General features: G+C 75.1%; 24 protein-coding genes. 11 read left to right on the top strand and 13 right to left on the bottom strand.

The annotated features are described in order from the left end of the window. Window positions 1-167 precede the first annotated feature (167 nt). Complete coding sequence (locus ACIPXB_RS15775) at window positions 168-1,673, bottom strand: hypothetical protein (protein WP_401449547.1); 1,506 nt, start codon at window positions 1,671-1,673, stop codon at window positions 168-170. A 196-nt stretch (window positions 1,674-1,869) separates the two neighbouring features. Here ACIPXB_RS15775 and ACIPXB_RS15770 point away from each other — a divergent pair, with 196 nt between their 5' ends. The 4 genes from ACIPXB_RS15770 to ACIPXB_RS15755 all read left to right on the top strand — a co-directional run bounded on the left by ACIPXB_RS15770 (window position 1,870) and on the right by ACIPXB_RS15755 (window position 4,505). Next, window positions 1,870-2,595 (top strand): LamB/YcsF family protein, encoded by a 726-nt coding sequence (locus tag ACIPXB_RS15770; protein WP_401449630.1) that lies wholly within the window; start codon window positions 1,870-1,872, stop codon window positions 2,593-2,595. After that, window positions 2,592-3,203 carry an allophanate hydrolase subunit 1 gene (locus ACIPXB_RS15765; RefSeq protein ID WP_401449545.1) on the top strand — a complete coding sequence of 204 codons (612 nt, stop codon included), beginning with the start codon at window positions 2,592-2,594 and terminating at the stop codon, window positions 3,201-3,203. Before ACIPXB_RS15770 ends, ACIPXB_RS15765 begins: the two co-directional genes overlap by 4 nt. Beyond that, a complete protein-coding gene (locus ACIPXB_RS15760; RefSeq protein WP_401449543.1) occupies window positions 3,200-4,093 on the top strand; it encodes a biotin-dependent carboxyltransferase family protein in 894 nt (297 codons plus the stop codon). Before ACIPXB_RS15765 ends, ACIPXB_RS15760 begins: the two co-directional genes overlap by 4 nt. Window positions 4,094-4,166: 73 nt before the next feature. Beyond that, the gene (locus ACIPXB_RS15755) at window positions 4,167-4,505 is read left to right on the top strand and encodes a hypothetical protein (RefSeq protein ID WP_401449540.1); all 339 of its coding nucleotides are present in this window, start codon (window positions 4,167-4,169) and stop codon (window positions 4,503-4,505) included. Between the two features lie 92 nt (window positions 4,506-4,597). Here ACIPXB_RS15755 and ACIPXB_RS15750 read toward each other — a convergent pair whose 3' ends face one another. Both ACIPXB_RS15750 and ACIPXB_RS15745 read right to left on the bottom strand, forming a co-directional pair. After that, window positions 4,598-5,995 carry a HEAT repeat domain-containing protein gene (locus tag ACIPXB_RS15750; RefSeq protein ID WP_401449537.1) on the bottom strand — a complete coding sequence of 466 codons (1,398 nt, stop codon included), beginning with the start codon at window positions 5,993-5,995 and terminating at the stop codon, window positions 4,598-4,600. A 313-nt stretch (window positions 5,996-6,308) separates the two neighbouring features. Next, window positions 6,309-6,722, bottom strand: a complete 414-nt coding sequence (locus ACIPXB_RS15745; RefSeq protein WP_401449535.1) for an ankyrin repeat domain-containing protein — start codon at window positions 6,720-6,722, stop codon at window positions 6,309-6,311. 308 nt (window positions 6,723-7,030) lie between these two features. On the opposite strand from ACIPXB_RS15745, the gene ACIPXB_RS15740 reads away from it, so the two are divergent. Together ACIPXB_RS15740 and ACIPXB_RS15735 are read left to right on the top strand one after the other, a co-directional pair. Next, window positions 7,031-7,225 (top strand): hypothetical protein, encoded by a 195-nt coding sequence (locus ACIPXB_RS15740; RefSeq protein ID WP_007262923.1) that lies wholly within the window; start codon window positions 7,031-7,033, stop codon window positions 7,223-7,225. Between the two features lie 54 nt (window positions 7,226-7,279). Continuing rightward, entirely contained in the window at window positions 7,280-8,911 is a 1,632-nt protein-coding gene (locus ACIPXB_RS15735) for a hypothetical protein (protein WP_401449532.1), read from the top strand. A gap of 58 nt (window positions 8,912-8,969) precedes the next feature. On the opposite strand, the gene ACIPXB_RS15730 is transcribed toward ACIPXB_RS15735, so the two are convergent. Continuing rightward, entirely contained in the window at window positions 8,970-10,472 is a 1,503-nt protein-coding gene (locus tag ACIPXB_RS15730; protein ID WP_401449529.1) for a PLP-dependent aminotransferase family protein, read from the bottom strand. A 227-nt stretch (window positions 10,473-10,699) separates the two neighbouring features. Here ACIPXB_RS15730 and ACIPXB_RS15725 point away from each other — a divergent pair, with 227 nt between their 5' ends. The 3 genes from ACIPXB_RS15725 to ACIPXB_RS15715 all read left to right on the top strand — a co-directional run bounded on the left by ACIPXB_RS15725 (window position 10,700) and on the right by ACIPXB_RS15715 (window position 13,533). Next, window positions 10,700-11,470: a glycerophosphodiester phosphodiesterase family protein gene (locus ACIPXB_RS15725; protein WP_401449526.1), complete on the top strand. Its 771-nt coding sequence runs from the start codon at window positions 10,700-10,702 to the stop codon at window positions 11,468-11,470. Window positions 11,471-11,532: 62 nt separating this feature from the next. After that, a complete protein-coding gene (locus ACIPXB_RS15720) occupies window positions 11,533-12,903 on the top strand; it encodes an MFS transporter (protein WP_401449524.1) in 1,371 nt (456 codons plus the stop codon). 255 nt (window positions 12,904-13,158) lie between these two features. After that, entirely contained in the window at window positions 13,159-13,533 is a 375-nt protein-coding gene (locus ACIPXB_RS15715) for an RNA polymerase-binding protein RbpA (protein ID WP_003959706.1), read from the top strand. A gap of 187 nt (window positions 13,534-13,720) precedes the next feature. Here the strand turns inward: ACIPXB_RS15715 and fxsA are convergent, their stop codons facing one another. From fxsA to ACIPXB_RS15695, 4 genes are all read right to left on the bottom strand, one after another. Next, on the bottom strand, window positions 13,721-14,332 hold the full coding sequence (gene fxsA / locus ACIPXB_RS15710; RefSeq protein WP_401449520.1) for an FxsA family membrane protein: 612 nt from the start codon (window positions 14,330-14,332) through the stop codon (window positions 13,721-13,723). Window positions 14,333-14,498: 166 nt separating this feature from the next. Next, entirely contained in the window at window positions 14,499-15,281 is a 783-nt protein-coding gene (locus tag ACIPXB_RS15705; protein ID WP_401449517.1) for a polyprenol monophosphomannose synthase, read from the bottom strand. Between the two features lie 220 nt (window positions 15,282-15,501). Continuing rightward, window positions 15,502-17,136, bottom strand: a complete 1,635-nt coding sequence (locus ACIPXB_RS15700) for an amidohydrolase (RefSeq protein WP_401449514.1) — start codon at window positions 17,134-17,136, stop codon at window positions 15,502-15,504. 54 nt (window positions 17,137-17,190) lie between these two features. Then, window positions 17,191-17,631 (bottom strand): Lrp/AsnC family transcriptional regulator, encoded by a 441-nt coding sequence (locus tag ACIPXB_RS15695; protein ID WP_401449628.1) that lies wholly within the window; start codon window positions 17,629-17,631, stop codon window positions 17,191-17,193. Window positions 17,632-17,848: 217 nt separating this feature from the next. Here ACIPXB_RS15695 and ACIPXB_RS15690 point away from each other — a divergent pair, with 217 nt between their 5' ends. Then, window positions 17,849-18,286 (top strand): hypothetical protein, encoded by a 438-nt coding sequence (locus ACIPXB_RS15690; RefSeq protein WP_401449511.1) that lies wholly within the window; start codon window positions 17,849-17,851, stop codon window positions 18,284-18,286. Window positions 18,287-18,382: 96 nt separating this feature from the next. On the opposite strand, the gene ACIPXB_RS15685 is transcribed toward ACIPXB_RS15690, so the two are convergent. Both ACIPXB_RS15685 and ACIPXB_RS15680 read right to left on the bottom strand, forming a co-directional pair. Continuing rightward, window positions 18,383-19,489 carry a phosphotransferase family protein gene (locus ACIPXB_RS15685; RefSeq protein ID WP_401449509.1) on the bottom strand — a complete coding sequence of 369 codons (1,107 nt, stop codon included), beginning with the start codon at window positions 19,487-19,489 and terminating at the stop codon, window positions 18,383-18,385. Between the two features lie 38 nt (window positions 19,490-19,527). Continuing rightward, a complete protein-coding gene (locus ACIPXB_RS15680) occupies window positions 19,528-20,661 on the bottom strand; it encodes a hypothetical protein (protein WP_401449507.1) in 1,134 nt (377 codons plus the stop codon). Window positions 20,662-20,840: 179 nt separating this feature from the next. On the opposite strand from ACIPXB_RS15680, the gene ACIPXB_RS15675 reads away from it, so the two are divergent. Continuing rightward, a complete protein-coding gene (locus ACIPXB_RS15675; RefSeq protein WP_401449504.1) occupies window positions 20,841-21,080 on the top strand; it encodes a hypothetical protein in 240 nt (79 codons plus the stop codon). On the opposite strand, the gene ACIPXB_RS15670 is transcribed toward ACIPXB_RS15675, so the two are convergent. The 3 genes from ACIPXB_RS15670 to ACIPXB_RS15660 all read right to left on the bottom strand — a co-directional run bounded on the left by ACIPXB_RS15670 (window position 21,077) and on the right by ACIPXB_RS15660 (window position 25,691). Then, window positions 21,077-21,973: a PP2C family protein-serine/threonine phosphatase gene (locus ACIPXB_RS15670; RefSeq protein WP_401449501.1), complete on the bottom strand. Its 897-nt coding sequence runs from the start codon at window positions 21,971-21,973 to the stop codon at window positions 21,077-21,079. The genes ACIPXB_RS15675 and ACIPXB_RS15670 overlap by 4 nt on opposite strands. Before the next feature lie 324 nt (window positions 21,974-22,297). Then, window positions 22,298-23,473, bottom strand: a complete 1,176-nt coding sequence (locus ACIPXB_RS15665; RefSeq protein ID WP_401449498.1) for an acyl-CoA dehydrogenase family protein — start codon at window positions 23,471-23,473, stop codon at window positions 22,298-22,300. A 319-nt stretch (window positions 23,474-23,792) separates the two neighbouring features. Further along, entirely contained in the window at window positions 23,793-25,691 is a 1,899-nt protein-coding gene (locus tag ACIPXB_RS15660; protein ID WP_401449495.1) for a protein kinase, read from the bottom strand. Window positions 25,692-25,785: the final 94 nt, after the last annotated feature.

Below are 25,785 nucleotides of genomic sequence, written 5' to 3'. Positions count from 1 at the left end.
GCGGTGAGCGCCGCCGACCGGGGCCGGGGCCGGGACCGGGCCGACCCGCCACACGGCGACGGCGACGGGGGTCGCGACGGGAGCGGCGACGGCGACGAGAGTGGCGACGGGAGTGGCGGCGGCCGTGCGGCGGGCAGCGGGAGGGGGCGCCGGGGGCTGAGGCGGGGTCATGAGGCCTCCGCGCGGGCCGCCGCCATGCCGGCCGCGTCCAGCAGGGCCGTGCCCACGATCAGGTCGGCGCCGCCGAACTCGGGGTCGTCGAGCTCCGTGCCGTCGTCCACCGCGAACAGCAGCCGCTCCTCGCCCTGCCGGTACGCCGTGCCCACGGCCGGGCTCGCCGCGTGGACGGCCAGCAGGGCCACCAGGTAGGGCAGGTCGGGGTCGACCCGCCGGGCCTCGGCCAGCAGGCCGGACAGCCGGCGCGGGGCGTCGTGCGGCAGGTCGAGCAGGCGCATGGCGACCGCCAGCTGCTCCTCGCTGAACCGGCTGTCGTCCGGCGTCGCGATCAGGTCCGGCTCGGGCATCTCGATGCCCAGGTGCTCGCGCTCCAGCGGCGGGGTCAGCAGGATGTCGACGAGGTCGGTGACGCGGACCGAGACGGGGGTGCGCAGCCCGGTGCCGGCCGCGAAGAAGGCATCCGTGACCCGGCGGGCCTGCGACACCGGCAGTGGCAGGACCGGGGCCACCAGCTGCCCGTACAGGTCGATGCCGGAGCGCGGCGCCGGCGCGGCGAAGGCCTGGCGGTCCTGCTCGGCGCGGAAGAGCGGGCCGGCCTCCAGCAGCCGGGACTGCAGCTGGGTGTGGCGGCGGATGCAGTCCTTGACGATGTCGACGAGCTCCGCGGCGCGCCGCTTGTGCTCGGGGTCCTCGGCCTCGTCGCGGGCTTTGCGGATGTTGGTGAGGATGGCGTTCTCGTGGCGGTAGCGGTCCGCGACGTGGTCCAGCGCCTCGGCGATCATGTCGGGGACGGCTTCCAGCCAGTCGACCGCGCGGACGTTGCGCCGGGTGGCGTCCAGGGTGCGGCGCAGCGTCTCGGCGTACTGGACGGTGCGGTAGCGGGCCTGCTCGGCGGCGAGCTGCGCGTCCGCGAGGCGGCCGCGGCTGATGAGGACCTCCAGCTTGACCTCGGCGGCGATCTGGGCGCTGGTGACGTCGGTGTCGAGGGCGCCGACGAGTACGTTCACGGCCTCGTCGGTGGTGCGCAGGTAGACCGCGCCGCCGTAGCCGGGGACTTCCTCGATGAGCTTGAAGTCGTAGTCGCGGCGCACGTAGACGCCGTCGGGCCCGAAGGTGCCGTAGACCGCGCGGAAGCCGCGGTCGACGCTCCCGACGTTGATCAGGTTCTCCAGGACCCAGCGGGCCACCCGCTCGTGCTCGGCGGCGGGGCGGCCCGGGGCCTGGGCGGCGACGCGCGGCAGCAGCCGGGCCACTATCTGCTCGTGGTCGGCGCCGGTGTCGAAGTCCATGTTCAGCGTGACCAGGTCGATCGCGGCGAGCGCGATCTCCGCCATGGTGTAGACGCCGTACTCGCCGGCGAGGTTGGCCTTGCGCGCGTCGAGGTCGTGCAGCGGGGCCGTGCAGGCCAGGGCGCGCAGCCGCCGGGCCAGGCCCTCGTCAGCGGCCGGGCCCGGCGCCGGGGAGGGGAGGGTCTTGGCCGGGGCGGGAAACGTCACGACGGAAAGATTAGGCGCTCCCACGGACAACAACCCAAACGGCACGGTTCGGCCGGATCGTCCCCGGGTGCGCGTCGGCACCCGCGCGTCCGCTGCGCGTCGGCTGCGCGCCGGCCGTGCGTCGGCCGCGTGGCGGCTGTTCTACGCTCACCGCATGGCTTCCATGATCACACCTGCTGAGGGCGCGGCCGACCTCGTGATCGACCTGAACGCCGATCTGGGCGAGGGGTTCGGGCAGTGGGCGCTCACCGACGACGAGGCGCTGCTGTCGGTGGTGACGAGCGCGAACGTGGCGTGCGGCTTCCACGCCGGGGACCCGTCCATCATGCGGCGGGTCTGCGAGCTGGCGGCCGCGCGGGGCGTACGGATCGGGGCGCAGGTCTCGTACCGGGATCTGGCGGGCTTCGGGCGGCGCGCGATGGACGTGCCGCCGCAGGAGCTGGCGGACGAGGTGGCGTACCAGATCGGGGCGCTGGAGGTGTTCGCGCGGGCCGCGGGATCGCGGGTGTCGTATGTGAAACCGCACGGCGCGCTGTACAACCGCACGGTGCACGACGAGGCGCAGGCGCGCGCCGTGGTGGCCGGGGTCCGGCTGGCCGCCGGGGCCGGCGCCGGGCTTCCGGTGCTGGGGCTGCCGGGGTCGCTGCTGCTGACGGCGGCGGCGGACGCGGGACTGACAGCTGTGCCCGAAGCCTTCGCGGACCGCGCGTACACCCCGCGGGGCACGCTGGTGCCGCGCGGTGAGCCGGGCGCGGTGCTGCACGATCCGGACGCCGTGGAGGCCCAGGCGCTGGCCCTGGTCCGGGGCGGCGCCGGGCGCTCGCTGTGCCTGCACGGGGACACCCCGGGCGCGGCGGACCTGGCGCTGCGGGTACGGCGGGCGCTGGCCGGGGCCGGGGTGCGGGTGGAGGCGTTCACGTGAGGGCGCTGCCGGTGGGGGCGGGCGCCCTGCTGCTGGAGGGGGACTCGGCGGCGGAGGTGGCGGCGCTCCACGCCGAGCTGCTGCGCCGCCGCGACGAGCTGGACGGGGTGGTGGACATCGTGCCCGCGGCCCGGACGGTCCTGCTGGACGGGGTGCCGGATCCGGCGGCCCTCGCGGCGCGCGTGGCCGGCTGGGAGGTCCCGGCCCTCCCGCCGGCCCAGGGGCCGCAGGTCACGGTGCCGGTCCGGTTCGACGGCCCCGACCTGGCCGAGGTGGCCGCGCTGTGGGGGGTGGCGCCGCGGGAGGTGGCGGGGGTCGTCACCGGTACGCCGTTCCGCGTGGCGTTCTGCGGATTCGCTCCCGGTTTCGGCTATCTGACGGGACTGCCGCCGCACCTGCACCTCCCGCGCCGCGCCACCCCGCGCACGGCGGTCCCGGCGGGTTCCCTGGCGCTGGCGGGCGAGTACGCGGGGGTGTACCCGCGCTCCTCCCCCGGCGGCTGGCAGCTCCTCGGCACGACCGACGCGGTCCTGTGGGACCCGGCGCGGGAGCCGGCGGCCCTGTTCGCCCCGGGGGTCCGGGTCCGGTTCACGGAGGTGGCGGGGTGAGCGTGCACGGGGGCGGCGGCGCCGGGGCCGCCCTGGAGGTCGTACGGGCGGGGGCGCTGACCACGGTCCAGGACGGCGGGCGCCCCGGGTACGCGCACCTGGGGGTGCCGCGGTCGGGCGCCCTGGACGCGGGCGCGTACGCCCTGGCCAACCGGCTGCTGGGCAACCCGGCCGGGGCGGCCGCCCTGGAGACCACGCTCGACGGCGTGGCGCTGCGCGCGACGGCTCCGGTGACGGTCGCGGTCACGGGCGCCGCGTGCCCGGTACGGGTGGCCGGCCGGCCGGCGGCCTGGGGCGCGCCGGTGCGGGTCCCGGCGGGCGCGCTCCTGGACGTGGGCCGGGCGGCGGGCGGGGTGCGGGCCTACGTCGCGGTGCGCGGCGGTGTCGCGGTGCCGGAGGTCCTGGGCAGCCGCTCGACGGACCTGCTGTCGGGCCTGGGGCCGGCGCTCCTGTCGGCCGGGACGCTGCTCCCGGTGGGCCCGGCCGTACCGGATCCGGTACCCGCGGTGGAGCCCTGCCCGCTGCCCGGGCCGCCGTCCGAGCTGGTCCTCCCGCTGCGGCTCGGCCCGCGCGCCGACTGGTTCACCGGGGCCTCGCTGGCCGGGATGTGGCGCGCGGTGTTCCGGGTCTCGGCGCTGTCCAACCGCATCGGCCTGCGGACGGAGGCCGGCTCCGCGCTGGTCCGCGCCCGCCCGGGGGAACTGCCGAGCGAGGGCATGGTGCTGGGCGCGGTTCAGGTCCCGCCGGACGGCCTGCCGGTGGTGTTCCTGGCCGACCACCCGGTGACGGGCGGCTACCCGGTGGTGGGCGTGGTCCCGCCGGGGCCGGCCCTGGACGCGGCCGCGCAGGCCCGGCCCGGGGTCGCGGTGCGCTTCGTTCGGGCCCGGTGAAACGCTCGGACGGGTTCCGGTCGAGTACCGGGTGAGGGGGCCGACCGGGTCCCCTGCGCAGGGGAGGAACCGGGTGCTGAGCCCACGACACGAGACCGGACCACCGGATCTCACCACGCCCGGGGGGTTCGGGGCGTTCTACGAGGAACACATCGACGCCGTGCTCGGCTTCGTCACCCGCCGGGTGGTCCCCACGGGACACACACTCGCGCTCTCGTGGGCGTACTACCCGCCGTATCGGGACGGGAAGCAGGGACCCGTTTTCGCAGTCCTGCGGAACGAGTACGCCCCGTGCTGCTTCACCGACAACACGGCGGCCGCCCTGGAGGCCCAGCGGTTGGGGCCCCGCACCCCGCCCCCCGGCATGACCCCGCCGCCGCCCCCCGGCGTACCGCCCACCCCTTCGCGCTGATCGCGCTCCGCGGCCGCACGCCGTCACAGCACTCGGCCCGGCCCCTCTTCCAGGGGCCGGGCCGAGTGGCGTCGGTGGGGCTGCCGGCGGGGCTACACGGCCGACTCCGGCGCTATCCGGCTGCGGACGGCGGACTGCACGTCCTCCTCCTCGGCCGGGTCCGACGCCAGGCGGCGCAGCCGCGGGGTGACGCGGGCGTCCGCGGTCTCCGCGTGGCGGGCCGCCACCTCGCGGGTGGTCTCCTCGCAGTCCCACAGGCACTCCACCGCGAAGCCCGCCGCGAAGGACGGGTCCGTGCTGGCCAGGGCGCGGGCCGTGCGGCCGCGCAGGTGGGAGGAGGCCGTCTCGCGGTAGACGTGGCGCAGGATGGGCGCCGCGCAGGCGATGGCGAGCCGGCCCGCGCCGTCGACGAGGGCGAAGAGGGCGGGGGCGTCGGGACCGTCGGTGCGGACGGTGATGCGCAGGGCGGCCAGGACCAGGGCCGCGTCCTGCGGCCCGCCCCGGCTCGCCAGGAGGGTGGCCGCGGCGGTCCCCAGGGCGTCGGGGCGGTGCACCCAGACCCGGGCCCGGGCCACGGCGGCGGGCCCGCACATGCGGGCGTACGCGGCGACGGCGGGTTCGTCGCCGGCGGCCTCGATGAGGTCCAGCACGGCCGGGTTCTCCGGCTCCGCGAGGACCAGGTGGTGCAGGGCGGTGGCGCGGGCGGCCTCGCCGGCCGCGCCGGCGGCCGCGGCGAGGATCTCCGCGCGGTCCTCCGGGGTGGCGACGGCGGCCAGGCAGCGGGCGGCGGGGACGTGCAGCGGGGTGCCGCGGCGCAGGCCGTCCTCGGCCCATTCGAAGACGGCGGCCACGCCCCACCCGGGGCGCGGCCCCGACGGCGTCAGCTGGCGCTGCCAGCGGTCGAAGGAGCCCTGTCGGCGGGCGGCGCGCAGGCGGTCGCCGAACTCCGCCGTCTCCTCCCACAGCCACCACGGGCGGGGCTCGTAGGCGTCGCGTACGGCGGCGGCCAGCCGCGCCTCGCCCTCGGGGGTGGCGGGGAAGCGGCCGAGCACGGGCGCGGCGAGGCCGCGCAGGCCGGCGTCGTCGTCGCGCAGGGCGAGCTCGTCCAGGGCCCATGACCAGTTCGCCCCGGAGGCGGCGTAGCGGCGCAGCAGCATGAGCGCGTCGTCGCGGCCATAGGAGGCGAGGTGGCCGAGCACGGAGAGGGCGAGGCCGGTGCGGCCCTCGTCCTCGTCCACGAGGTCGTCGGGACAGAAGAGGTGGGATTCGATCTCGCCGAGCGGGCCGTCGAGGTCCAGGTAGAGCCTGGCGTAGTACAAGGAGCGGTTCTCGACCTGCCAGTCCTGCCGCGGATCGTGCAGCACGCACTGGTTGAGCGCCGCGAGGGCCTCCGCCCGGGGGGCGGCCAGGGCGTGGAGCGTGCCGTCGCCACGGCCCCGCTGGAGGAGCCCGAGCAGGGTACCGCTGGGCGCTATGACTGGTTCGAACATGGGAATGGCCTCAAATCAAGCTGGGGACGCAACCGGGAATCGGGTTTCACAAGGCCGCGTAACAGCATGTGAGGGCGTCCGCCGTCATGTTCCGCTCGATGTAGACCATTGCCTTCTCTCTTTCGTCGGAGACCCGGAGCTCCCCCGTACCCCGGCCTTCGGGGTTTGTACCCCGTCTCCCGGGGCGCTCTCCTGATCCGACGCCATGATGGCCCAGGCGGTTTGTGCGCCGCGACCACATTTACGGTCGCCGTGACCTACCCGAGACCCTGCCCGGGCCGCCGGCGGGGTGCTTACGGGGGAGCTATGCGGACTACTCGGCTCCGAAAAGTTCCAGCAGGTCGGCCTTGCCGAACATGCGCGCGGTGTCGACCGCGCTCGGCGTGCCCGCGTTCGGGTCGGCTCCGCCGGCGAGGAGTGCGCGGATGACGGACTCCTCGCCCTTGAAGACGGCGCCGGCGAGGGGGGTCTGGCCGCGGTCGTTGGCGCGGTCGGCCTCGGCTCCGCGCTCCAGCAGGGCGGTGACGGCGTCGGCGTGGCCGTGGTAGGCGGCGAGCATGACGAGGGTGTCGCCGCGGTCGTTGGTGAGGTTGGCGGGGACGCCCGCGTCGAGGTACGCGGCGAGGGTCGCGGTCTCCCCCTGCCGGGCGAGGTCGAAGATCTTGGTGGCCAGTTCGATGACGTCCTCGTCCGGGACGCCGGCGCCTTCCTGGTGGCTCTCGCTCATCGGGGCGTACCGCCTTTCGCTGGGACTCTTCCGGCCTGGAGTCTCCCCAGGCCGGGCGGGCAGGACCGGGTACGGCGCTCTGGTCCGTACGGGTGAATCGACAGGGTACTGCGCGTAACCGCACATGCCGGGCGGGACCCGGGGAACGGATGGGCCCGGCGGCAACGCGCCACTTCTGGTGAGCCGGTGCAGTGAAAAATTTGAGAAATCACCCGTATGCACCTTTTGTCGCATTGATACTTCCTGTGAGCCTGGAACAACTGATGGTGACTGTCCCCCACTCACCAGGAGAACCAGGAGAACCTCTCATGGTCCTGTCCATCTCAGGCGTCGTCCTGCTCGGCATCATCTGCTTCCTGTTCTTCAAGAAGGACGGGATGAAGCTCACCCACGCGTTCGTCTGCGCGCTCTTCGGCTTCTTCCTCGCGGGCTCCGCGATCGCGCCGAGCATCACCGCCAGCACGGCCAGCCTCGCCAGCCTCCTCGGCGGCATCAAGCTCTAGGTCCGTCCGCCACCCCCACCCCCACCGCACCGCACCCACCGAAAGGAGACGCCCGTGGCCCGGCGCCCACTCCCCCGCATCCTCTCCAGCGGCAGCGCCTCGCTGGCCCGGGGCCGCGAGCTCGCGCGCACGGCCGCCGACAGCGCCACGGACGTCCTCCACCCGCTCCTGGTCATCGGACGCGGCCTGCGCGTCCTGGCCGTCGCCGGGCGCCGCAAGTGGGCCGGCACCCCCAAGGACAAGCGTGGTCCCGCGCTGTTCCTGGCGGCGGCCTGCGTCCTGGTGGTCGCCCTGGTCCCGTACGGGCCGCTGCTGGCCCTGATCACCGTGATGGCCGCGGCCGCCTGGGCCGGGCGCGACCGTACGCAGGCGACGTCCGGCCCCAGCGAGGCCGAGGCCGAGCGGCTCGGCTCCCTCTACGAGGCGCTCGTGCCGTACTTCTCCATCGCGGAGGACCCCGCTCCGCTCTTCGCCCACGGCGGGGAGTGGGACCGGGCCTTCAGCGGCTACGCGTTCGACGAGGCCGGCCGCGTCACCCGCCTGCGCATCCGCTACCCGGCCTACTTCACCGACGGCGAGGCCGCCTCCCGGGCCCGCATCGAGGCCCTGCTGCACGCCAAGTCCGGCCGCGGCCGCGAGTACCTCTTCGCGTGGGACGAGGAGGGCAACCAGCTCGATCTGAGCGTGCTGGCGCCGCTGGCGACGGGCATCACCGCGCAAAGGTTCGTGACCTCCCCCGGCGAGTGCGTCCTCGGCTTCACCGACCCCGACGGCGTGCCGCGCACCCTGCCCGTCCTGGACGGCGACGAGCCGAGGGACGCGTCGGCGGTGATCTGGCGTACCGGCCCCCGTTCCGCCGAGCCGCACCTGCTGGCCGTCGGCCAGCCGGGCAGCGGCACCTCCACCCTGCTGCGCAGCCTGGCGCTGCAGGCCCTGCACCACGGCGGCGACGTGCTGGTCGTCGAGGGCGGCGGCAGCGGCGAGTTCACGTGCCTGGCCGGGCGCAGCGGCGTGCTGGCCGTCGAGTGCGGCCCCAGCGGTGCGACCGCCGCCCTGGAGTGGGCTGCCCAGGAGACCGAGCGGCGGCTGATCGCGACCCACCGGGCGCGCGAGGCCGGGCGCGGCGCGCCGGAGGACACCCGGCGGCCGCTGTGGATCCTGCTGGACCGGCCCAGTGTGCTCGGCCACCTCGCGTCCGCCGAGGGCTGCCCCGATCCGCTCGCGCTGCTCCAGGTGCCGCTGCGGCACGGCCGGGCGGTGCACGTCACGGTGGCCGTGGCCGAGCAGTTCGACCACCTGGAGCTGCTGCACGACGTCGTGTGGGCGCACACCCGGGCCCGGGTGGTCCTGGGACCCGCCGGGATCCAGCAGATCGCCGACGTGCTGGGGGTGCCCCCGCACACCACGCCGACCGCCCAGGTCCCGCGCGGGCGCGGCTACGCGCGGCTGGGCAGCGGCCCGGTCCACCGGCTCCAGGTGCCGGCCACCCCGGACCCGTACGACGACGCGGCCGGCCCGGCGCTGCGCCAGGCCGTGCTGGACCTGCTGCCCGAGCGGGAGGCTGCGCCCGGCGGGCCGGGCCGCGGCATCCTCGGCAAACCGCTGCACCACCAGCCCCCGGCCCAGGCGCAGGGCCCGGCGATCGACGCCCCGGAGCTGCCCGAGGTCGCGGCCGAGGCCCCGTAGCGCCACTGCGGCCAGCGGGCCGCCGCCGGTCACGCCATCCCGGTCGGCCGGGTGTCCGTTACGCCACGAAGGTGCGCGGCGGCTCCGCGCCGCTGCCGCCCGCGCCGGTGCCGACCAGCCGTGCGGCGGCCGCCAGGCGGGCGGCCGCCTCGTCGGCCACCGGGCCGCCGACGGTGAAGGGCAGCCGGACGTACCCCTCGAAGGCCCCGTCGACGCCGAACCGCGGGCCCGAGGGGACCCGTACGCCGACCCGCTCGCCCACCTCGGCGAGGCGGGAGCCGGACAGGCCACCGGCCCGGGCCCACAGGGTCAGGCCGCCGCGCGGCACCTCGAACTCCCAGTCGGGCAGCTCCCGCCGGACGGCCGCGACCAGGGCGTCCCGGTTCTCCCGGGCCTGGGCGCGGCGCAGGGCGACCGCCTGCGACCAGCCGCCGGTGCGCATCAGCCAGTTCACGGCGAGCTGTTCGAGCACGGGGGTGCCGAGGTCGGCGTACGCACGGGCGGCGACCAGGCTGCGGATGACGTCGGGGGCGGCGCGGACCCAGCCGATCCGCATGCCGGCCCAGAAGGCCTTGCTGGCGGATCCGACGGTGATGACGGTGCTGCCGGCCGGGTCGAAGGAGCAGACGGGGCGCGGCAGTTCCAGGTCCTCCTCCAGCTGGAGCTCGGCCATGGTCTCGTCGACGACGAGCACGGTGCCGGCCGAGCGGGCGGCCTCGACCATGGCGCGGCGCTGGTCCTCGGAGGCGAGTGCTCCGGTGGGGTTGTGGAAGTCGGCGACGACGTAGGCCAGGCGCGGGGCGGCGTCGCGGAGCACCTGCCGCCAGGTGGGCAGGTCCCAGCCGGCCAGTCCGTCGGCCATGGCGACGGGGACGAGGCGGGCGCCGGCGGCGCGCATCAGCTGGAGGATGTTGGCGTAGGAGGGGGATTCGACGGCGATCCGCTCGCCCCGTCCCGCGAAGAGGCTGCAGATGGCGTCGATGGCGCCCATCGCGCCGGTGGTGACCATGATCTGTTCGGGCATCGTCGGGATGCCGCGCTCGGTGTAGCGGTCGGCGAGCATCCGGCGCAGCGCGGGCAGGCCGGCCGGGTAGTCGCCGTGGGTGTGGGCGTAGGGCGGGAGTTCCTCCAGGGCGCCCTGGACGGCCCGGGTGAGCCAGGGTTCGGGGGCCGGGAGCGCGGCGCAGCCGAGGTCGATCATGGAACCGAGGGCCTCGGGCGGCAGGGGTTCCAGGCCCCGGGCGGGCAGCGGGTTGCCCGCGGGTACGGAGGTCCAGCTGCCGGCGCCGCGCCGGGATTCCAGGAAGCCCTCGGTGCGCAGGGCCTCGTAGGCGGCGGCGACGGTGGTCCGGCTGAGCGAGAGGCCGACGGCCAGTTCCCGTTCGGCGGGCAGCCGGGCCGCGACCGGGACGCGGCCCTCGAGGACGAGGAGGCGGATGCCGTCGGCGAGGCTGCGGTACGCGGGGGGTTTGCGGGCGCCGGGCGCTGCGGGGCGCGGCTGCTGGGAGGTGATCAGCCGGGCGAGCTGGGTCGCGCCCACGGCGGAGGTCCACTGAGCCATGTTGTCCGGTCCACCTTGTCGAATTGGACTCGACCGGCTCCGCTCGGGGCCGGTATTGGATTGGTTCCCGGGCCACAGGGTGTCATGTGGCCGCCCCTTCCGGCCAGGGGGGCGGGGGTGCGGGGCGGGGTCCGGAGGCGGGGGTGCGGGGCGGGGTCGGCCGGTCGTTCACCGTCCGGCCACCGGGTCGCTCCCGCCCCAGGGGTCCGAGGGGCGATACTGCGCGTGTGACGCACGTACGCCTTCGCCATCCGTATCTGGACCACCCCGCTCCGATTCCGTTCGCGCACCGGGGCGGTGCCGCCGACGGGCTGGAGAACACCGCCGCGGCCTTCCGGCGGGCCGCCGACGCGGGCTACCGGTATTTCGAGACCGATGTGCACGCCACCGCCGACGGGAAGCTGGTGGCCTTCCACGACGCCACCCTGGACCGGGTGACCGACGCCCGGGGCCGGATCGGCGACCTGCCGTGGAGCCGGGTGCGCGAGGCGCGGGTGGCGGGCAACGAGCCGCTGCCCCTGTTCGAGGAGCTCCTGGAGGAGTTCCCGGACGCCCGCTGGAACATCGACATCAAGGCGGAGTCGGCGCTGCACCCGCTGGTGAACCTGATCGCGCGGGCCGGGGTCTGGGACCGGGTGTGCGTGGGCTCGTTCTCGGAGAGCCGGGTGGCCCGGGCCCAGAAGATCGCCGGTCCGCGGCTGGCCACCTCCTACGGGGTGCGCGGCGTGGTGGGGCTGCGGCTGCGCTCGTACGCGATCCCGGCGGCGCTGCGGGTCGGGGCGGTGGCGGCACAGGTTCCGGAGACCCAGGCGGGGATCCGGGTGGTCGACCGGCGCTTCGTGCGCACCGCGCACGAGCGGGGCCTGCAGGTGCACGTGTGGACCGTGAACGAACCGGAACGTATGGAAGCGCTGCTCGACCTGGGTGTCGATGGCATCATGACCGACCGGATCGACATCTTGCGCACGGTGCTGGACCGGCGCGGGGCCTGGGTGTAGGACGCCCGCGGGCCCCGGCGCGGGCCGGTGCCGGGCCGTACGGGGAACAGCGAGGGGGCGCCGTGAGTGCACGGACCACGGAGGAGACGGGAGCCGGGTCGAAGGACCCGGCCGGCAGAGCGGCGCGCAAGCGCGAGCAGACCGGCTGGTACTTCTACGATTTCGCGTGCTCGGTCTATTCGACGAGCGTGCTCACGGTGTTCCTGGGGCCGTATCTGACGGCGGTGGCCAAGGCCGCCGCCGACGCCGAGGGGTTCGTGCACCCGCTGGGCGTTCCGGTGCGGGCCGGGTCGTTCTTCGCGTACACGGTGTCCGCCTCGGTGATCACTGCGGTGCTGCTGATGCCGCTGGTGGGTGCGCTGGCCGACCGCACGGGCCGCAAGAAGCCGCTGCTGGCGGCGGCCGCGTACACGGGCGCGGCGGCGACGGCCGGGATGTTCTTCCTGGGCGGCGACCGGTATCTGCTGGGCGGGCTGCTGCTGATCGTGGCCAACGCCTCGCTGGCGGTCTCGATGGTGCTCTACAACGCCTATCTGCCGCAGATCGCGGAGCCCGACGAGCGGGACACGGTGTCCTCGCGCGGCTGGGCCTTCGGGTACACCTCGGGTGCGTTCGTGCTGGTCCTGAACCTGGTGCTGTACCAGGGGCACGAGTCCTTCGGGCTCTCGGAGGGCACGGCGGTACGGATCTGCCTGGCCTCGGCGGGCCTGTGGTGGGGCGCCTTCGCGATCATCCCGCTGCGCCGGCTGCGGGACCGCGCGGTGGTGCGCGAGCCGGGCGCGGCGGCCGTGGGCACCGGCTGGAAGCAGCTGGTGGCGACGCTGAAGGACATGCGCCGGCATCCGCTGACGCTGTCGTTCCTGCTGGCGTACCTGATCTACAACGACGGCGTGCAGACCGTGATCTCGCAGGCCTCCGTGTACGGCTCGGAGGAGCTGGAGCTGGAGCAGTCGACGCTGATCGTGGCGGTGCTGCTGGTGCAGGTCCTGGCGGTGGCGGGGGCGCTGGGCATGGGCCGGCTGGCCCGGGTGTACGGCGCCAAGCGGACGATCCTGGGGTCGCTGGCGGCGTGGACGCTGACGCTGGCGGCGGGGTACTTCCTGCCCGCGCGGACGCCGGTGTGGTTCTTCGCGCTCGCGGCGATGATCGGGCTGGTCCTGGGCGGCAGCCAGGCGCTGTCGCGCTCGCTCTTCTCGCACCTGGTGCCGGCGGGGAAGGAGGCCGAGTACTTCTCGGCGTACGAGATCAGCGACCGCGGGGTCTCGTGGGTGGGGCCGCTCGTTTTCGGCCTGACGTACCAGCTCACGGGCAGCTACCGGGACGCCATCATCTCGCTGGTGGTCTTCTTCGCACTGGGATTCGTCCTGCTCGCCAGGGTGCCGGTGCGGCGGGCGATCGAGGCAGCCGGGAATCCTGTTCCTGAACGAATTTAGACGTTGAAGCAAAGGGCCGGTAGTGTACGCCTTTGGCCTGCCAGGCGGACCGTTACTGCGTGTTGATCTAGTGAAGGCGCTGGGTGACATCTGCTGCCAGATGTGACAAAACGGGCATTGGTGGGTACAACAAGGGGCGGCACGACGGGCGACGCATCACCCGGAGCGGGAATCTATACCGCCGACCGGACGTTGACCGGATGACGACGACAGCGACACCTGTCCTGTGGGCGACAAGCCCGGGAGGCACGATTCATGAGTGAGCGAGCTCTCCGCGGTACGCGCCTCGTGGTTACCAGCTACGAGACGGACCGCGGCATCGATCTGGCCCCGCGCCAGGCGGTGGAGTACGCATGCCAGAACGGACATCGATTTGAGATGCCGTTCTCGGTTGAGGCAGAGATTCCGCCGGAGTGGGAGTGCAAGGCGTGCGGCGCCCAGGCACTCCTGGTGGACGGGGACGGGCCCGAGGAGAAGAAGGGCAAGCCTGCGCGAACGCACTGGGACATGCTCATGGAGCGGCGCACCCGCGAGGAGCTGGAGGAAGTGCTGGCCGAGAGGCTCGCGGTCCTTCGTTCCGGCGCCATGAACATTGCCGTGCATCCGCGGGACAGCCGCAAGTCCGCGTAAGGCGCGGGCACAGAGCACCACCGAGCGGTATCGAGCAGGACCCGCACAAGCCGAGGGGCCCCGCCACAGAACATGTGGCGGGGCCCCTCGGCGTGCGCGCGGCCGCCTGTGCGGCGCTGACGGCTACGGCGGTGTGCGGTGTGCGGCCGCCTGCCCGTCGGGACGGGCAGGCGTCGCGATACCGCTGTTACGGCGTGATCGGCGGCCGGTAGCCGCCCTCCTGGCCGGGGCCGGAGGCCGGGTCCGGCTGCCCGGGCCGGTCCTCGCGGATGACCTCACCCTGGACGATCTTGCCGTCCGGGTAGTGGATACGGGCCTGCTGGTAGGCGTCGCCGAGGCTGCCGGGCGCGGCCTTGGCCACCCGGCGCTCCAGGGCGCGCTCGGTGCGGCGGCCGATCCAGGAACGGACCGGCGGCACCAGCAGGAGCAGGCCGGCCGCGTCCGAGAGCAGACCCGGCATCATCAGCAGCAGGCCGGCCAGCATCGTCATGCCGTTGCCGGAGCCCTTGCCGGGCTGCGGGGCCGTGGGCTGCTGCCCCGCCTGCATCTGGGCCTGGGCCTGCTGGAACGTCCGGGTCATGTGGGCGAACGCCCGGCGGCCGGCCCGCTTGATCACCACCGCGCCGAGGACCATGCCGCCGAGCAGCAGGCCGGCCACCGCCAGCCCGCTGGCCGCTTCCGCGACCAGGCTGAGCAGCCAGATCTCCAGGATCAGCCAGGCGGCGACCGCCAGGGGGATGAACGTGCGGGCGGGCGAACGCCGCCGGGGGGCCGTCGAGGTGGGAACGCCGGTCGTCATACCACCCAGTGTGCCTGGGCCTGCGTAAAAGCGACCTCAGCCGGAGGTACCGGGCATCCCCTAAGGGCCCGCAGGCCCCGATCCCGAGCGCCCTCGGCCCCGAACACCCTCGGTCCCGGGGCCCTCGGCCCCGAGCACCCTCGGTCCCGGGGCCCCGTCCCCGGTGTCAGCGGTCGCCGGTGCGGGGGCGGTCGCGGCCCGTGAGCTTGCTCGCGCGGGCGGTCAGGCCCCACTGCGTGACCCGCCACAGGGCCTCGACCACGATGTCCCGGCTCATCTTGCTGTCGCCGAACTCACGCTCGACGAAGGTGATCGGCACCTCCACCACGTGGAAGCCCTGGGCGATCGCCCGCCGCGCCAGGTCGACCTGGAAGCAGTAGCCCGCCGACGCGACCTCCGTCAGGCCGAGCCCCTCCAGGGTCTCGCGGCGGAAGGCGCGGTAGCCGCCGGTCACGTCGCGGATCGGCACGTCGAGCATCAGCCGGGAGTACGTCGACCCGCCCCGCGAGAGGAACTCGCGCGACTTGGGCCAGTTGACCACCCGGCCGCCCGGCACCCAGCGCGAGCCCAGCACCAGGTCGGCGCCGCGCAGCGCGGTCAGCAGCCGCGGCAGCTCCTCCGGCTGGTGGGAGCCGTCGGCGTCCATCTCGACCAGGACGCCGTAGCCGCGCTCCAGGCCCCACGCGAAGCCCGCGAGGTAGGCGGCGCCCAGCCCCTCCTTGCCCTTGCGGTGCAGGACGTGGACGTGGTCGTCCGAGGACGCCAGCTCGTCGGCCAGCTTGCCGGTGCCGTCCGGGCTGTTGTCGTCCGCGACGAGCACGTGGGCGTCGGGAACCGCCTTCCGCACACGCGTGACGATCGGCCCGATGTTCTCCGACTCGTTGTACGTCGGAATGATCACGAGGACCGTGCCGAGCGGGCCGTAGCGCCGCTCACCGCCGTTGCTCACTGATTCCCCTTTACACGGTCCTGTCACAGCAGGCCGATTTTAGAACAGCGCAGCAGCGTACCGGGGCCCGCGGTCCTTCGGGCCGGCCCGGCGCCCGCCGGCTGCGGGTCACCGGGGCCGTTGTCCACTGGACCGCCGGACCCGACGCGGGGCCACCTCGGGTGGACCCGGCCGAACCTATCCGGGTCGGCCCGCCCGTACCGAGCGGTCGACCGCCGGATCACCCCTGTGGCCGTACGAATACCTCCCGGCCGCCGACGACGGTCGCCAGGCACACCGGCAGCTCCCGGCCGGGGCCGAGGTCGGGCAGGCCGGGCGTACCGGAACGCGGGTCGGTGGACCAGCGGGCCACCCGGTCGTCGGGGGCCTGGACGACGAGTTCGCCGGTGCGCCACAGGGCGTAGTCGGCCGGGGCGCCGGGCACCAGCACGCCCGCGTCGTCACGGCCCAGGGCCCGCCAGCCGCCCCGCGTGTGGGCGGTGAAGGCGGCCCGGACGGAGATCCGGTGCTCGGGGGTGCGGTGGAAGGCGGCGGCGCGGACGGTGCCCCAGGGGTCGAGCGGGGTGACGGGCGCGTCGGAGCCGAAGGCGAGCGGGACGCCGGCCTTGAGCATCGCCGCGTACGGGTTGAGGGTGCGGGCCCGCTCGGCGCCCAGCCGGTCGGCGTACATGCCGTCCTCGCCGCCCCAGGCGGCGTCGAAGGCGGGCTGCACGGAGGCGGTCAGCCCCAGTTCGGCGAAGGCGGCGATGGTGGCCGGGGTCATCATCTCGGCGTGCTCGACGCGGTGCCGGGCGGCGCGGACGCGGGCCGGGCCCACCTTCTCGGCGGCGGCGCGCACGCCCTCGACGACGGCGGTGACGGCGGCGTCGCCGATGGCGTGGAAGCCGGCCTGCAGGCCCGCCTCGGTGCAGGCGGCGACGTGCTCGGCGACCTCGGCGGCGCCCAGGTAGGCGGTGCCGGTGTGGTCGGCGTCCCGGTAGGGGCTGTGCAGGCAGGCGGTGTGCGAGCCGAGCGCGCCGTCGACGAACAGGTCGCCGGCGGCCCCGACGGCGCCCAGCTCCCGGGCCCGGCCCGGGTCCCGCTCGGCCCAGTAGCCGAAGACCCGGGGGCCTTCGCCCTGCCGGGCCAGCGCCAGCAGGGCGGTGAAGTCCTCCGGCGAGGAGATGTCGGGGCCGCCGCACTCGTGCACGGACCCGATGCCGAGGGAGGCCGCGTGCCGCAGGGCGGCGCGCTGGGCCTCCGCGCGCCGCTCGGGGGTCACCGCGGCGAAGGCGGCGGCGCGCACCGCGTGGTGGGCGTCGCGGGTGAGGGGTTCGCCGTCGCGGAAGCCGGCCCGGTCCCGGATGCCGGTGACCTCGGACAGGAGGGCGGTGGTGACGACGGCGGAGTGCACGTCGACCCGGCTGAGGTAGAGGGGGCGTCCGCCGGCCGCCTCGTCGAGCTCGTCGCGGCGCGGCGCCCGGCGCTCGGGCCAGCGGGCGGCGTCCCAGCCGTGGCCGAGCAGCACGCGGTCCGCGGGGCGGCTGCGGGCGTACGCGCGGACGAGGTCCAGGGCCTCGGCCAGCGAGCCGGCGCCGGAGAGGTCGAGGCCGGTGAGGGTGAGCCCGGTGGAGGTGGTGTGCACGTGCGCGTCGGTGAACGCGGGGGTCACCAGCGCGCCGTCGAGGTCCACGACCTCGTCCACGCCCTGCGCGAAGGCGTCGGCCGCGCCCTCGGATCCGACCCAGGCGATGCGCCCTTGCTCGACGACCATCGCGGTGGCGAAGGGGTCGGCGGGGCTGTGGACCTCGCCGCCGCGCAGCAGCCGGGTGGGCTGCGGGTCGGCGGGGTCGGCGTGAGGGGTGTGCTCGGTCATGGGGACCAGTCTCCCCCGGACGACCGGGCCGCCCCCGGCGGGGGCGGCGGAGCGTCAGAGTTTCGGGGGGCGGGCTTCGTAGGGGGTGGAGAGGACCACCGTCGTACGGGTGGAGACGTGCGCCAGGGCGCGCAGCCGGCTCAGGAGGTCCTCCAGCTCCAGCGGCGTGGCCACCCGTACCTTGAGGATGTAGTTCTCGTCGCCCGCGACGCTGTGGCAGGCCTCGATCTCGGGCACCCCCGCCAGCCGGTCCGCGATGTCGTCCGGCGCGCTCGGGTCGAAGGGCTTGACCGAGATGAAGGCCGTCAGGGGCAGCCCGACGGCCTCGGGGTCGACGACGGCGGCGTAGCCGCGGATCACCCCGCGCTGTTCCAGGCGGCGTACTCGCTGGTGGACCGCCGACGTGGACAGTCCCGTGGCCTTGCCCAGATCCGTGTAGCTCATGCGGCCGTCCCGCACGAGCAGGTCCACGATCTGGCGGTCCAGCTCCTCCATTGCGCTCATAGCCGCTCAACTTACGGCCCAGAAGGCGTCCAGGCCCAGTGGTGTCCGCCCGGAAGTGGCACCTGCGGTAGGCATGTGACCAAGCCCACAGGGGTATGCAGTCGTACGCCGGGGAGTCGTGGTTACTCGTGCCGCACGACGGGAAGTGACTGGTGTGGCCGAGGCAAAGGAACATGCCCGCCCGGCCCACCCAAGGGGGAGTACATCCATGCAGAACGCCAAGCGCACCGGTCGCGTCGAACCGGAACCACTCGAACTCATCGGCGTGGAGGACGACGACTGCCTCGAGGACGGCGACGCCTTCGAGGTCCACCACGCCACCTGCCCGGACTGCGGGCAGTCGATCGCCCTCGTCGCGGACGAGGAGTACCTGCCGGAGCACGCGCTCTGCCTGACCCCGTGGAACCCCTTCGGGCTCACGGTGTGCGCGGGCACCGGTCGGCCCGCCGCCGACGCCGTGCCGGCCGCCCCGGAGGCCGCCGCCGGCCCCGCCGAGCCGGCGCCGGTCGTGGTGCTGACGCTCCCGCAGGGTCTGGACTGGCGGACGCAGCCGTTCTCGCACGTCGGCGGGCCGGGCTCGCGTCCCGTACGGCTGGTGGCGCCGCCGGCGCCGCAGCTGCGCCAGCAGCACGCACAGGCCGCCTGACGACGGGCCGGCCCCCGGGGCCGTCTCCTGCCGGTCCGCCCGGGATCCGCAGGAGACGACCCGGCTCCTGAGGTCTACCGGAGGCTTACCGGAGGCCTACCAGTAGGTTCCCCGCACCATCGCCTCGAGGCTGGCGTGGTGCAGGATCAGGCGGTCCACCTCCTCGGCGGCCGCCGGGATCTCCACCTCGCCGAAGTACGCCTGCCGGTAGGCGATGCGCAGCATCACGATGCCGTGCCGCAGGGCGGCGTAGAGGGTGTGGAACTCCATGTCGCGCGGGGTGTGGCCGGTGAGTTCGGCGTACCGGCGCTCGATGTCCTCGCGGCGCCAGAACTCCGGCAGGCCCGCCTGGCCGAAGCCGACCGTGAGGTCCTGGAAGAAGCGGTGCAGGTAGACGGCCCAGCCGAGGTCGACCTCGCGCGGGACGTACGCCGCCATCTCCCAGTCCAGGACGGCCACGGGCCGGAAGCCGCCGGCCTCGTAGACGACGTTGCCGATCCGGGCGTCGCCCCAGGCCAGGACGGGCTCGCCCTCGTCGGCGGGCCACAGCTCCGCCAGGCGGTCGAAGGCCCGCTCCAGCAACGGGGAGCGGGCCAGGCCGCGCACGACCCATTCGTAGTACGCGCGCTGGGCCTCGACGTGGCGGCGCAGCGGGCTGCCCGTGCCCTCCGGCAGCAGGAACGCGGCCTCCTCGGCCGGGAACTGGTCGTGCAGCCGGGCCAGCAGGGCGATGCTCGCCTCCTGGAGCTCGGCGCGCTCGGCATCGGTCGCGGCGTGCAGCCAGTTGCCCTCGTAGGTGTACGGCATGACGTCCGGCGGGACCCGGCCCTCGGCGCGGGCCATGACGAAGAAGGGCGCGCCGAGCGGCGCCGGATCCTCCTCCAGCCACTGCACGCGCGGTACGGGCAGGTCGGTGTGTTCGGCGACCAGGCTCATCACGCGGTGCTGGCGGGGCATGTCGTACGCCGGGAAGACGGTGTACGCGTCGGGGTCGGCGGCCAGCCTCAGGGCGCAGGCGCGCAGCGGGGTGTCGGGGTGCTCGATGTCGAAGAGCAGGGTCTCGCTGGACATGCCGTTGGAGCCGGGGACGGAGACACCGGCGACGCGGGCGCCGGGGAGCCTGGCACCGAGCCAGGCCGTGAGGCGTCGGCCGAGCTCCTCGGGGTCGCGGGTGGAGGTACGGGGACGTGGTGCCGTGGCCATGGTGGACCCCCTGGGGCGGGCGGGTGTGATGGGTGTGCCTACGGGGCGACGGAGGTGTGGTCGGTGAAGCCGCTCGGGTCGTGGCGGCCGAAGGTGCCGTGCTCGAAGATGCCGAAGCCGGTGCGTCCGTCGAGGGTGAAGCGGGCGGAGTGGTCGGTGACGCCGAAGGCGGCCATGGGGTGGGCGGCCGGGTCGGACAGGTCGTAGGAGCGGCGGTCGGTCCAGCCGCGGCCCTGCCAGCTGCCGTGCTGCCAGTCGGTGGCGGGCGGGTAGCCGGCGCCGACGGCCAGCGGGGAGGAGTTCAGGATCTCCACGCCGAGTTCGAGGGGTTTGCGGGCCGGGTCGGTGAGGTGGACGACGGCGGCCTCGGGGTGCCGGGTGCCGCGGCGGTACCGGATGTCGGTGTGCGGCCAGCCGAGCTGGACGTCGTGGCGGCCGCTGCCCTCGGGGAAGACCTGGACGGCCTCGTTGAGGGTGCGGTGGCCGTCGGCGTCCTCCTGGGCGATGACCATGACGAAGCGGTCCTCGAAGCGGACGGGTATCCAGAGCCAGTGGAACCCCTCGGGGCGCAACTCCTCGGCGGCGCGGCCGCCCTCCTCGCCGGGCAGGGGGCGTACGCCCCAGCTGCGGTCGCGGGTGCCGGTCCACTCCCCCGGCGTCAGGCGCAGTTCCTCGCCGCGGGCGCGGATGGTGCCGGTGACGTGGCCGGCCTGGACGAAGCGGCGGCCTTCGAGCAGGAGGCGGTCGCCGCGGCGCTGGACGTGGTGGGGCTCCCAGACGGCGGGGAACTCGGCGGTCCAGGTGATGTCGTACGAGAGGCCGCCGGGGTCGGCGGGGTCGGCGTCGCAGTGGAGGGTGAGGCGCCTGAGGGGTTCGTCGACGGTGATCCGCAGCGGGCCGACGGCGAGGTTCATCCGGTCGTCGGTCAGGGCGTCGGAGGCGCGGACGGCGAGGAGTTCGTCGCCGAGGCGCAAGGTGGCGTAGGCGTCGATGACGCCCGTGTTGGGGTAGACGCCGAGGCCGAGGATGAGGACGGCGCGGCCGGCGTGGTCGAAGACGTGGAAGATGCACCGGTCGTAGGCGTTGCGGTCGCCTGTGGCGACGTACTTCATGGACAACGGCGCCTGGTGGACGGGGTATTCGTCCAGGGCTATGGGACGGTCCGCGGGCATGGCAAACCTCCTGGGCACGGCTCGGCTCGGCGGATATGACGGTACGTCAGAAAGGAGGCCCGGGGCCAGCCTCGCGACATACCCTGACAGGGCGGCAACCCGTGCCATGGGTCGCGGCCGGGTACGCCTCGAACGGATACCCGCAGTGACCCGCGCGCCGGGCCCCGCGTTGGCCGTACATGACCGTGCTCGATACGCCGACCGGCAGCAGACGGCGCCGGGGGACTCCCCCGGCCTCCGAAGAATCGGTTCGGCAGCCGGATCCGCCGACGGTCCGGCTGCCGGATCCGCCCATCTACCGCGACCTGGTCGCCCACTGGGCGGGCGAGGGCCGTACCGTCCCGGGCCGCCGCGACCCCGAGTGGTCCCACCTCACCTCGTCCCCGGTCTGGCCCTCCGGCCCCCTCTTCGGCGGCTAGGGCCGTGGCCGGTCCGGCGCGACCGGCAGGAGCAGCGCCGTGATGTTGTCCTCGCCGCCCGCGCCGAGGGCGTGGCCGACCAGCGTGCGCGCGTCCGCCAGCAGGTCCGCGGGGCGGCGGTGGCCGAGGGCGGACCGCAGGGACGCGGGGTCGGGCAGGTGCCGCCAGAGGCCGTCCGTGCACAGCAGGAGCCGTCCGGGGCCGGAGGGCCGGTGGCTGCGCAGGCCCGCGACCGGGTCGCCGGCGTCCGCCCCCAGCCAGGCGGAGAGCGCGTCGTACGCGCCCACGTCGTCCTCCGTGAGCAGCCACCCGGGCCCTTCGTCGGGGAGCCAGTACGCCCGGCTGTCGCCGACCCAGGAGGTCCAGACGCCCTCGGGCCCGACGATCCCGGCGGCGTACGTACAGGCGGGCGCACCCCCGGCGGAGTCCGGCCCACCGCCCGGGGTGCCGGGCCCACCGGGCACCCGCGCCCCGGCAGACCCCGGGCCGGGCGGGTGCGCGGCGGCCGGGCCCGCCCCGGTGGACCGCGGGCCGGCGGCCAGGGCGCTGACCGCGCGGCCCGCGCGGACGGCGGCGTCGGCGAGGGCGTGTTCCGGCAGCGCGCCGCCCGCCAGGGCCGACGCGAGGGCGCGCGCCCCGGTCTCGGCGGCGACCTGGGCCGCCCGGTCCGCGCGCGGGGCCATGGACACGCCGTCGCAGACGACGCCGATCGTCCACGCCCCGGCCCGGGTCACCGCCAGCGCGTCGGCGTTGAGCTCGCGGCGCAGGCCCCGGTCGCAGACGCCCGCCGCGCCGCCCGGCGCCGTGACCTCCAGGTACGCGCGGAACGCGGGCTGGGGGCGGCCGCAGTCCCAGCAGCGGGCGTCGGGAGCGACGGTCCCGCCGCAGGACACGCAGGGTGCGTGCGCGAGTCCGGCGGCGGGCGGCCCGGCGTCAGGGCGTGCGTGGCCAGGGCGGCCCGGGGCAGGGCGGCCCGGGGCAGAGCGGCCCGGGGCAGAGCGATCCGGGGCAGAGCGATCCGGGGCAGAGCGGCCCGGGGCAGAGCGGCCCGGGGCAGAGCGATCCGGGGCAGAGCGGCCCGGGGCATGGCGCTCGTGGCCGGGGCGTTCCGGGGCAGGGCGTGCTGCGTCAGGGCGTTCCGCGGCAGGGCCTGCTGTGTCAGGGATTCCGGTCATCTCCCCGGCATCCTGCCGGCCCCGGTGCGGGCGGGCCCGCCGTTATCCACGCGACTCCGGCCCCGCCAGGTGGCGGGCGATCACCATGCGCTGGATCTGATTGGTGCCCTCGACGATCTGCAGGACCTTCGCCTCGCGCATCAGGCGCTCGACGGGGAAGTCCTGGGTGTAGCCGTAGCCGCCGAGCACCTGGACGGCGTCCGTGGTGACCGACATCGCCGCGTCCGTGCAGAACAGCTTCGCCATCGCGGCCTGCCGCGAGAACGGCCGGCCCGCGTCGCGCAGCCGCGCCGCCGCCAGGTACAGCGAACGCCCCGCCTCGATCCTGGTCGCCATGTCGGCGAGCATGAAGCGCAGTCCCTGGAAGTCCGCGATGGGGTGCCCGAACTGCTTCCGGTCCAGGGCGTACGCCAAGGCCTCGTCCAGGGCGGCCTGCGCCACGCCGACGGCGCAGGCGGCGATGCCCAGCCGGCCCGCGTCCAGGGCGGCCAGCGCGATGGTGAAGCCCTGGCCCTCCTCGCCGATGCGGCGGGAGTCGGGCACGCGCACGCCGTCGAAGTGCAGCTGGGCGGTGGGCGAGCCCTTCATGCCCATCTTCTTCTCGGGGACGGCCGCGGTCAGGCCCTCCGCGTCGCCGGGGACGAGGAAGGCGGTGATGCCCTTGGGGCCCTCGCCGCCGGTGCGGGCGAGCACCGTGTAGAAGTCGGCGATCCCGCCGTGGGTGATCCACGCCTTGGTGCCGGTCAGTATCCAGTCCTCGCCGTCGCGCACGGCCTTGGTGGTCAGCGACGCGGCGTCGGAGCCGGAGGAGGGCTCGGACAGGCAGTACGCGCCGAGCAGGCCGCCGCCGAGCATGGCGGGCAGGTGCTGGGACTGCTGCTCCTTGGTGCCGTATCCGGCCAGGCCGTGGCAGGCCAGGGAGTGGACGCTGACGCCGAGGCCGACGGTGAGGCGGGCCGCGGCGAGCTCCTCCAGGACCTGGAGGTAGACCTCGTACGGCTGCTCGCCGCCGCCGAACTCTCCGTCGTACGGCAGGCCCAGCAGACCGGCTTCGGACAGCAGGGTGAAGATCTCGCGGGGGAAGCGGCCGGCTTCCTCCTCCTCGGCGGCCCGGGGGCGGATCTCTCGCGCGGCGATCTCGCGTACGAGCGTGAGGAGGTCGCGGGACTCCTCGGTGGGCAGCTGTCGGTCCACCGGCTGCGTGGCGCGGTCGGTCATGGCGGCGCTCTCCTCCCTCGTCGGGCACGGCGGCGGCGCGTGAGTGGTGGGACACGCCGCCGGGTCTGGGTACTCCCACAGCCGATGCTGTCCTCTTGGATCACAGGAGAAGCAGGTCAGCGGCTGCGGCGGGTCGAGTATGCCCGATCAGGCGCTTCCCGTCACGGGTGCAAGATCGGCCGGTGGCCGGGCGGATCCGGAACGCGGGCGGCGGGGCCGGGCACACCGGGACGAACTCCTCGATCACCGTCAAGGCGGCCCGTAGCAGGCGTACCGGCGGGGCGTCCGCCCCGGCCCCGCCGGCCTTTCCGCGCTCTGGCTACCCCCAGGTGATCCGCCACTGCTGGGCCTTGCTGCCGGCGACGCAGGAGACCACCGTCAGCTGGTTGCCGGCGCCGTTGTCGGTCAGGCAGCCGCCCTGGAAGGCGATGTCCTTGATGTAGTAGGCGCCCGCCGTGGGGGCCTTCTCCAGGTTCCACCACACGCCCTGCGCGTAGGGGCCGGCGAGCTCGACCCGCACGGTCTCGTTGAACTGCGCCAGCGCCCGGCTCATCGCGGGGCCGCCGGAACCGCAGGCCTTCAGGGTGTCGTAGCTGCCCTTCTCGTGCAGCCAGCCGTACGCCGTGGTGCCGCCCATGACGACCTTGGCACCGCCCTGCGGCGAGCTGGTGCTCAGGCCGATCCTGAGCCCGTCGCCGACGTTGGTGATGATGCCCCAGCCGGTGCCGCCGCAGCCCTGGGGCGGGGTGGAGCCGCCGCCGCCCGCCCCGCCGCCGGGGGTGGTCGAGCCGCCGCCCGGCCCGCTGCCGCCGCCCGGCCCCGTGCCGGTCCCGCTTCCGGCGTTCGCGCCCCCGTTGCCGCCGCCGTTGCCCGCGCCGTTGCCGTTGCCCGCGCCGTTCCCGGTGCCCGCGCCGCCCGCGCCCGGCGGGGGGTTCGGTACGGGCGCCGCGCCACCCGCGCCGCCCGCCGCGGGAGCGCCGCCGACGCCGCCCTGAGCGCCGGGGTTCTCGCCGGGCGGTACGGCCGACGCGCCCGGCGACGCCTGCGCCGGACTCCCCGAGGGGGCCGTGCCGGGCCCCTGGTTCCCGCCGTCGGCGGCGGGGGCGGAGGCGGCGGTGGAGGGCTGCCGCCCCGGTCCCCGCGCCTCGGTGTCCCCGGCCCAGGGGGCGATGTAGAAGACGGTGACGGCCACCGAGGACGTGACCGTCACCGCGGCCAGGACCGGCACGAAGACGACCTTGGGCAGCCGCGGCCCGCCCCACCGCTTGCGCCGCGGTGTACCGGGGACCTCCGGATCCGCGTCCGTGCCGCCGCCCGCGGGAGCGGAACCGGACCCCGGAGCGGCGGCGGCCGGGCCCGCCGGGGCGTCGAGCTCGCCCAGCGGCCGGCCCGCCGCGGCCCGGCGCGCCGCCGCGGCCATCACCGAGGCGTCGGCGTACCGCTCCTCGGGCTTCTTGGCCAGCGCCCGGGCGACGAACGCGCGCACCGGCCCGGGGAATTCGGCCGGCAGGTCCGGCACCGGCTCCCGGATGTGCTTGAGGGCGATCTCGACGACCGACTCACCGGTGAACGGCGGCTCGCCGGTGAGCAGTTCGTAGCAGACCACGCCCATGGAGTAGAGGTCGGAGGCCGCGATGGCACCGATGCCCTCCGCCTGTTCGGGGGCCATGTAGAGGGCCGTGCCGAGCACCGCGTGCGAGTCGGTGATCCCGGTGCTCGCCGCGCTGGAGCGGGCGATGCCGAAGTCGGTGACGGTCACCCGGCCGTCGTCGCCCAGCATCAGGTTCGACGGCTTGATGTCGCGGTGCGTCACGCCCCGCAGGTGCGCGGCGTGCAGGGCGTCGAGGGCCTGTCCGGCGATGTCGAGCGCCTGCTCGGCCGGGAGCGGTCCGCCCTGGGCGCGGACCTCGTTCAGCGGCCGCCCCTCGACGAGCTCCATGACCATGTACGCGACCTGCTCGCCGGACTCGATCCGGCTCTCGCCGTAGTCGTGCACGTCGACGATGCCCGGGTGGCTGAGCGAGGCCAGGACGGTGGCCTCCCTGCGGAAGCGCGCCGAGAACGCGGGGTCGTCGAGCAGCGCGGGGAGCAGGACCTTGACGGCCACCTGCCGCCTGAGCACGCCGTCGTCGGCGCGCCACACCTCCCCCATGCCCCCGCCGCCGATCCGCTCGGCCAGCGTGTACCGGTCCCCCAGGACCGTCCCCCGTCCCCACATGTGCGCGCCCCTCGCCCGTCCCCGTGTGCTGGTGGTCAGCCAACGTCAGTCTGGCAGAGGGTACTTGGCCCCTCCAGGGACCGCCCAGGGAGGG

Origin of the sequence: Streptomyces sp. NPDC090022 (assembly GCF_044748145.1) — a bacterium.
In the GTDB taxonomy this organism is placed as follows: domain Bacteria; phylum Actinomycetota; class Actinomycetes; order Streptomycetales; family Streptomycetaceae; genus Streptomyces.
The sequence above is the reverse complement of the archived record's forward strand: the minus strand, read 5'-3'. Positions and strand labels throughout refer to the sequence as shown.

What these genes read in the sequence shown, in the direction of transcription:
- ACIPXB_RS15750 (WP_401449537.1), bottom strand. Translation starts at nt 5,995, where the DNA reads ATGTTCGAACCAGTCATAGCGCCCAGCGGTACCCTGCTCGGGCTCCTC.
- ACIPXB_RS15745 (WP_401449535.1), bottom strand. Translation starts at nt 6,722, where the DNA reads ATGAGCGAGAGCCACCAGGAAGGCGCCGGCGTCCCGGACGAGGACGTC.
- ACIPXB_RS15740 (WP_007262923.1), top strand. Translation starts at nt 7,031, where the DNA reads ATGGTCCTGTCCATCTCAGGCGTCGTCCTGCTCGGCATCATCTGCTTC.
- ACIPXB_RS15730 (WP_401449529.1), bottom strand. Translation starts at nt 10,472, where the DNA reads ATGGCTCAGTGGACCTCCGCCGTGGGCGCGACCCAGCTCGCCCGGCTG.
- ACIPXB_RS15715 (WP_003959706.1), top strand. Translation starts at nt 13,159, where the DNA reads ATGAGTGAGCGAGCTCTCCGCGGTACGCGCCTCGTGGTTACCAGCTAC.
- fxsA (WP_401449520.1), bottom strand. Translation starts at nt 14,332, where the DNA reads ATGACGACCGGCGTTCCCACCTCGACGGCCCCCCGGCGGCGTTCGCCC.
- ACIPXB_RS15700 (WP_401449514.1), bottom strand. Translation starts at nt 17,136, where the DNA reads ATGACCGAGCACACCCCTCACGCCGACCCCGCCGACCCGCAGCCCACC.
- ACIPXB_RS15695 (WP_401449628.1), bottom strand. Translation starts at nt 17,631, where the DNA reads ATGGAGGAGCTGGACCGCCAGATCGTGGACCTGCTCGTGCGGGACGGC.
- ACIPXB_RS15690 (WP_401449511.1), top strand. Translation starts at nt 17,849, where the DNA reads ATGCAGAACGCCAAGCGCACCGGTCGCGTCGAACCGGAACCACTCGAA.
- ACIPXB_RS15685 (WP_401449509.1), bottom strand. Translation starts at nt 19,489, where the DNA reads ATGGCCACGGCACCACGTCCCCGTACCTCCACCCGCGACCCCGAGGAG.
- ACIPXB_RS15680 (WP_401449507.1), bottom strand. Translation starts at nt 20,661, where the DNA reads ATGCCCGCGGACCGTCCCATAGCCCTGGACGAATACCCCGTCCACCAG.
- ACIPXB_RS15675 (WP_401449504.1), top strand. Translation starts at nt 20,841, where the DNA reads ATGACCGTGCTCGATACGCCGACCGGCAGCAGACGGCGCCGGGGGACT.
- ACIPXB_RS15665 (WP_401449498.1), bottom strand. Translation starts at nt 23,473, where the DNA reads ATGACCGACCGCGCCACGCAGCCGGTGGACCGACAGCTGCCCACCGAG.
- ACIPXB_RS15660 (WP_401449495.1), bottom strand. Translation starts at nt 25,691, where the DNA reads ATGTGGGGACGGGGGACGGTCCTGGGGGACCGGTACACGCTGGCCGAG.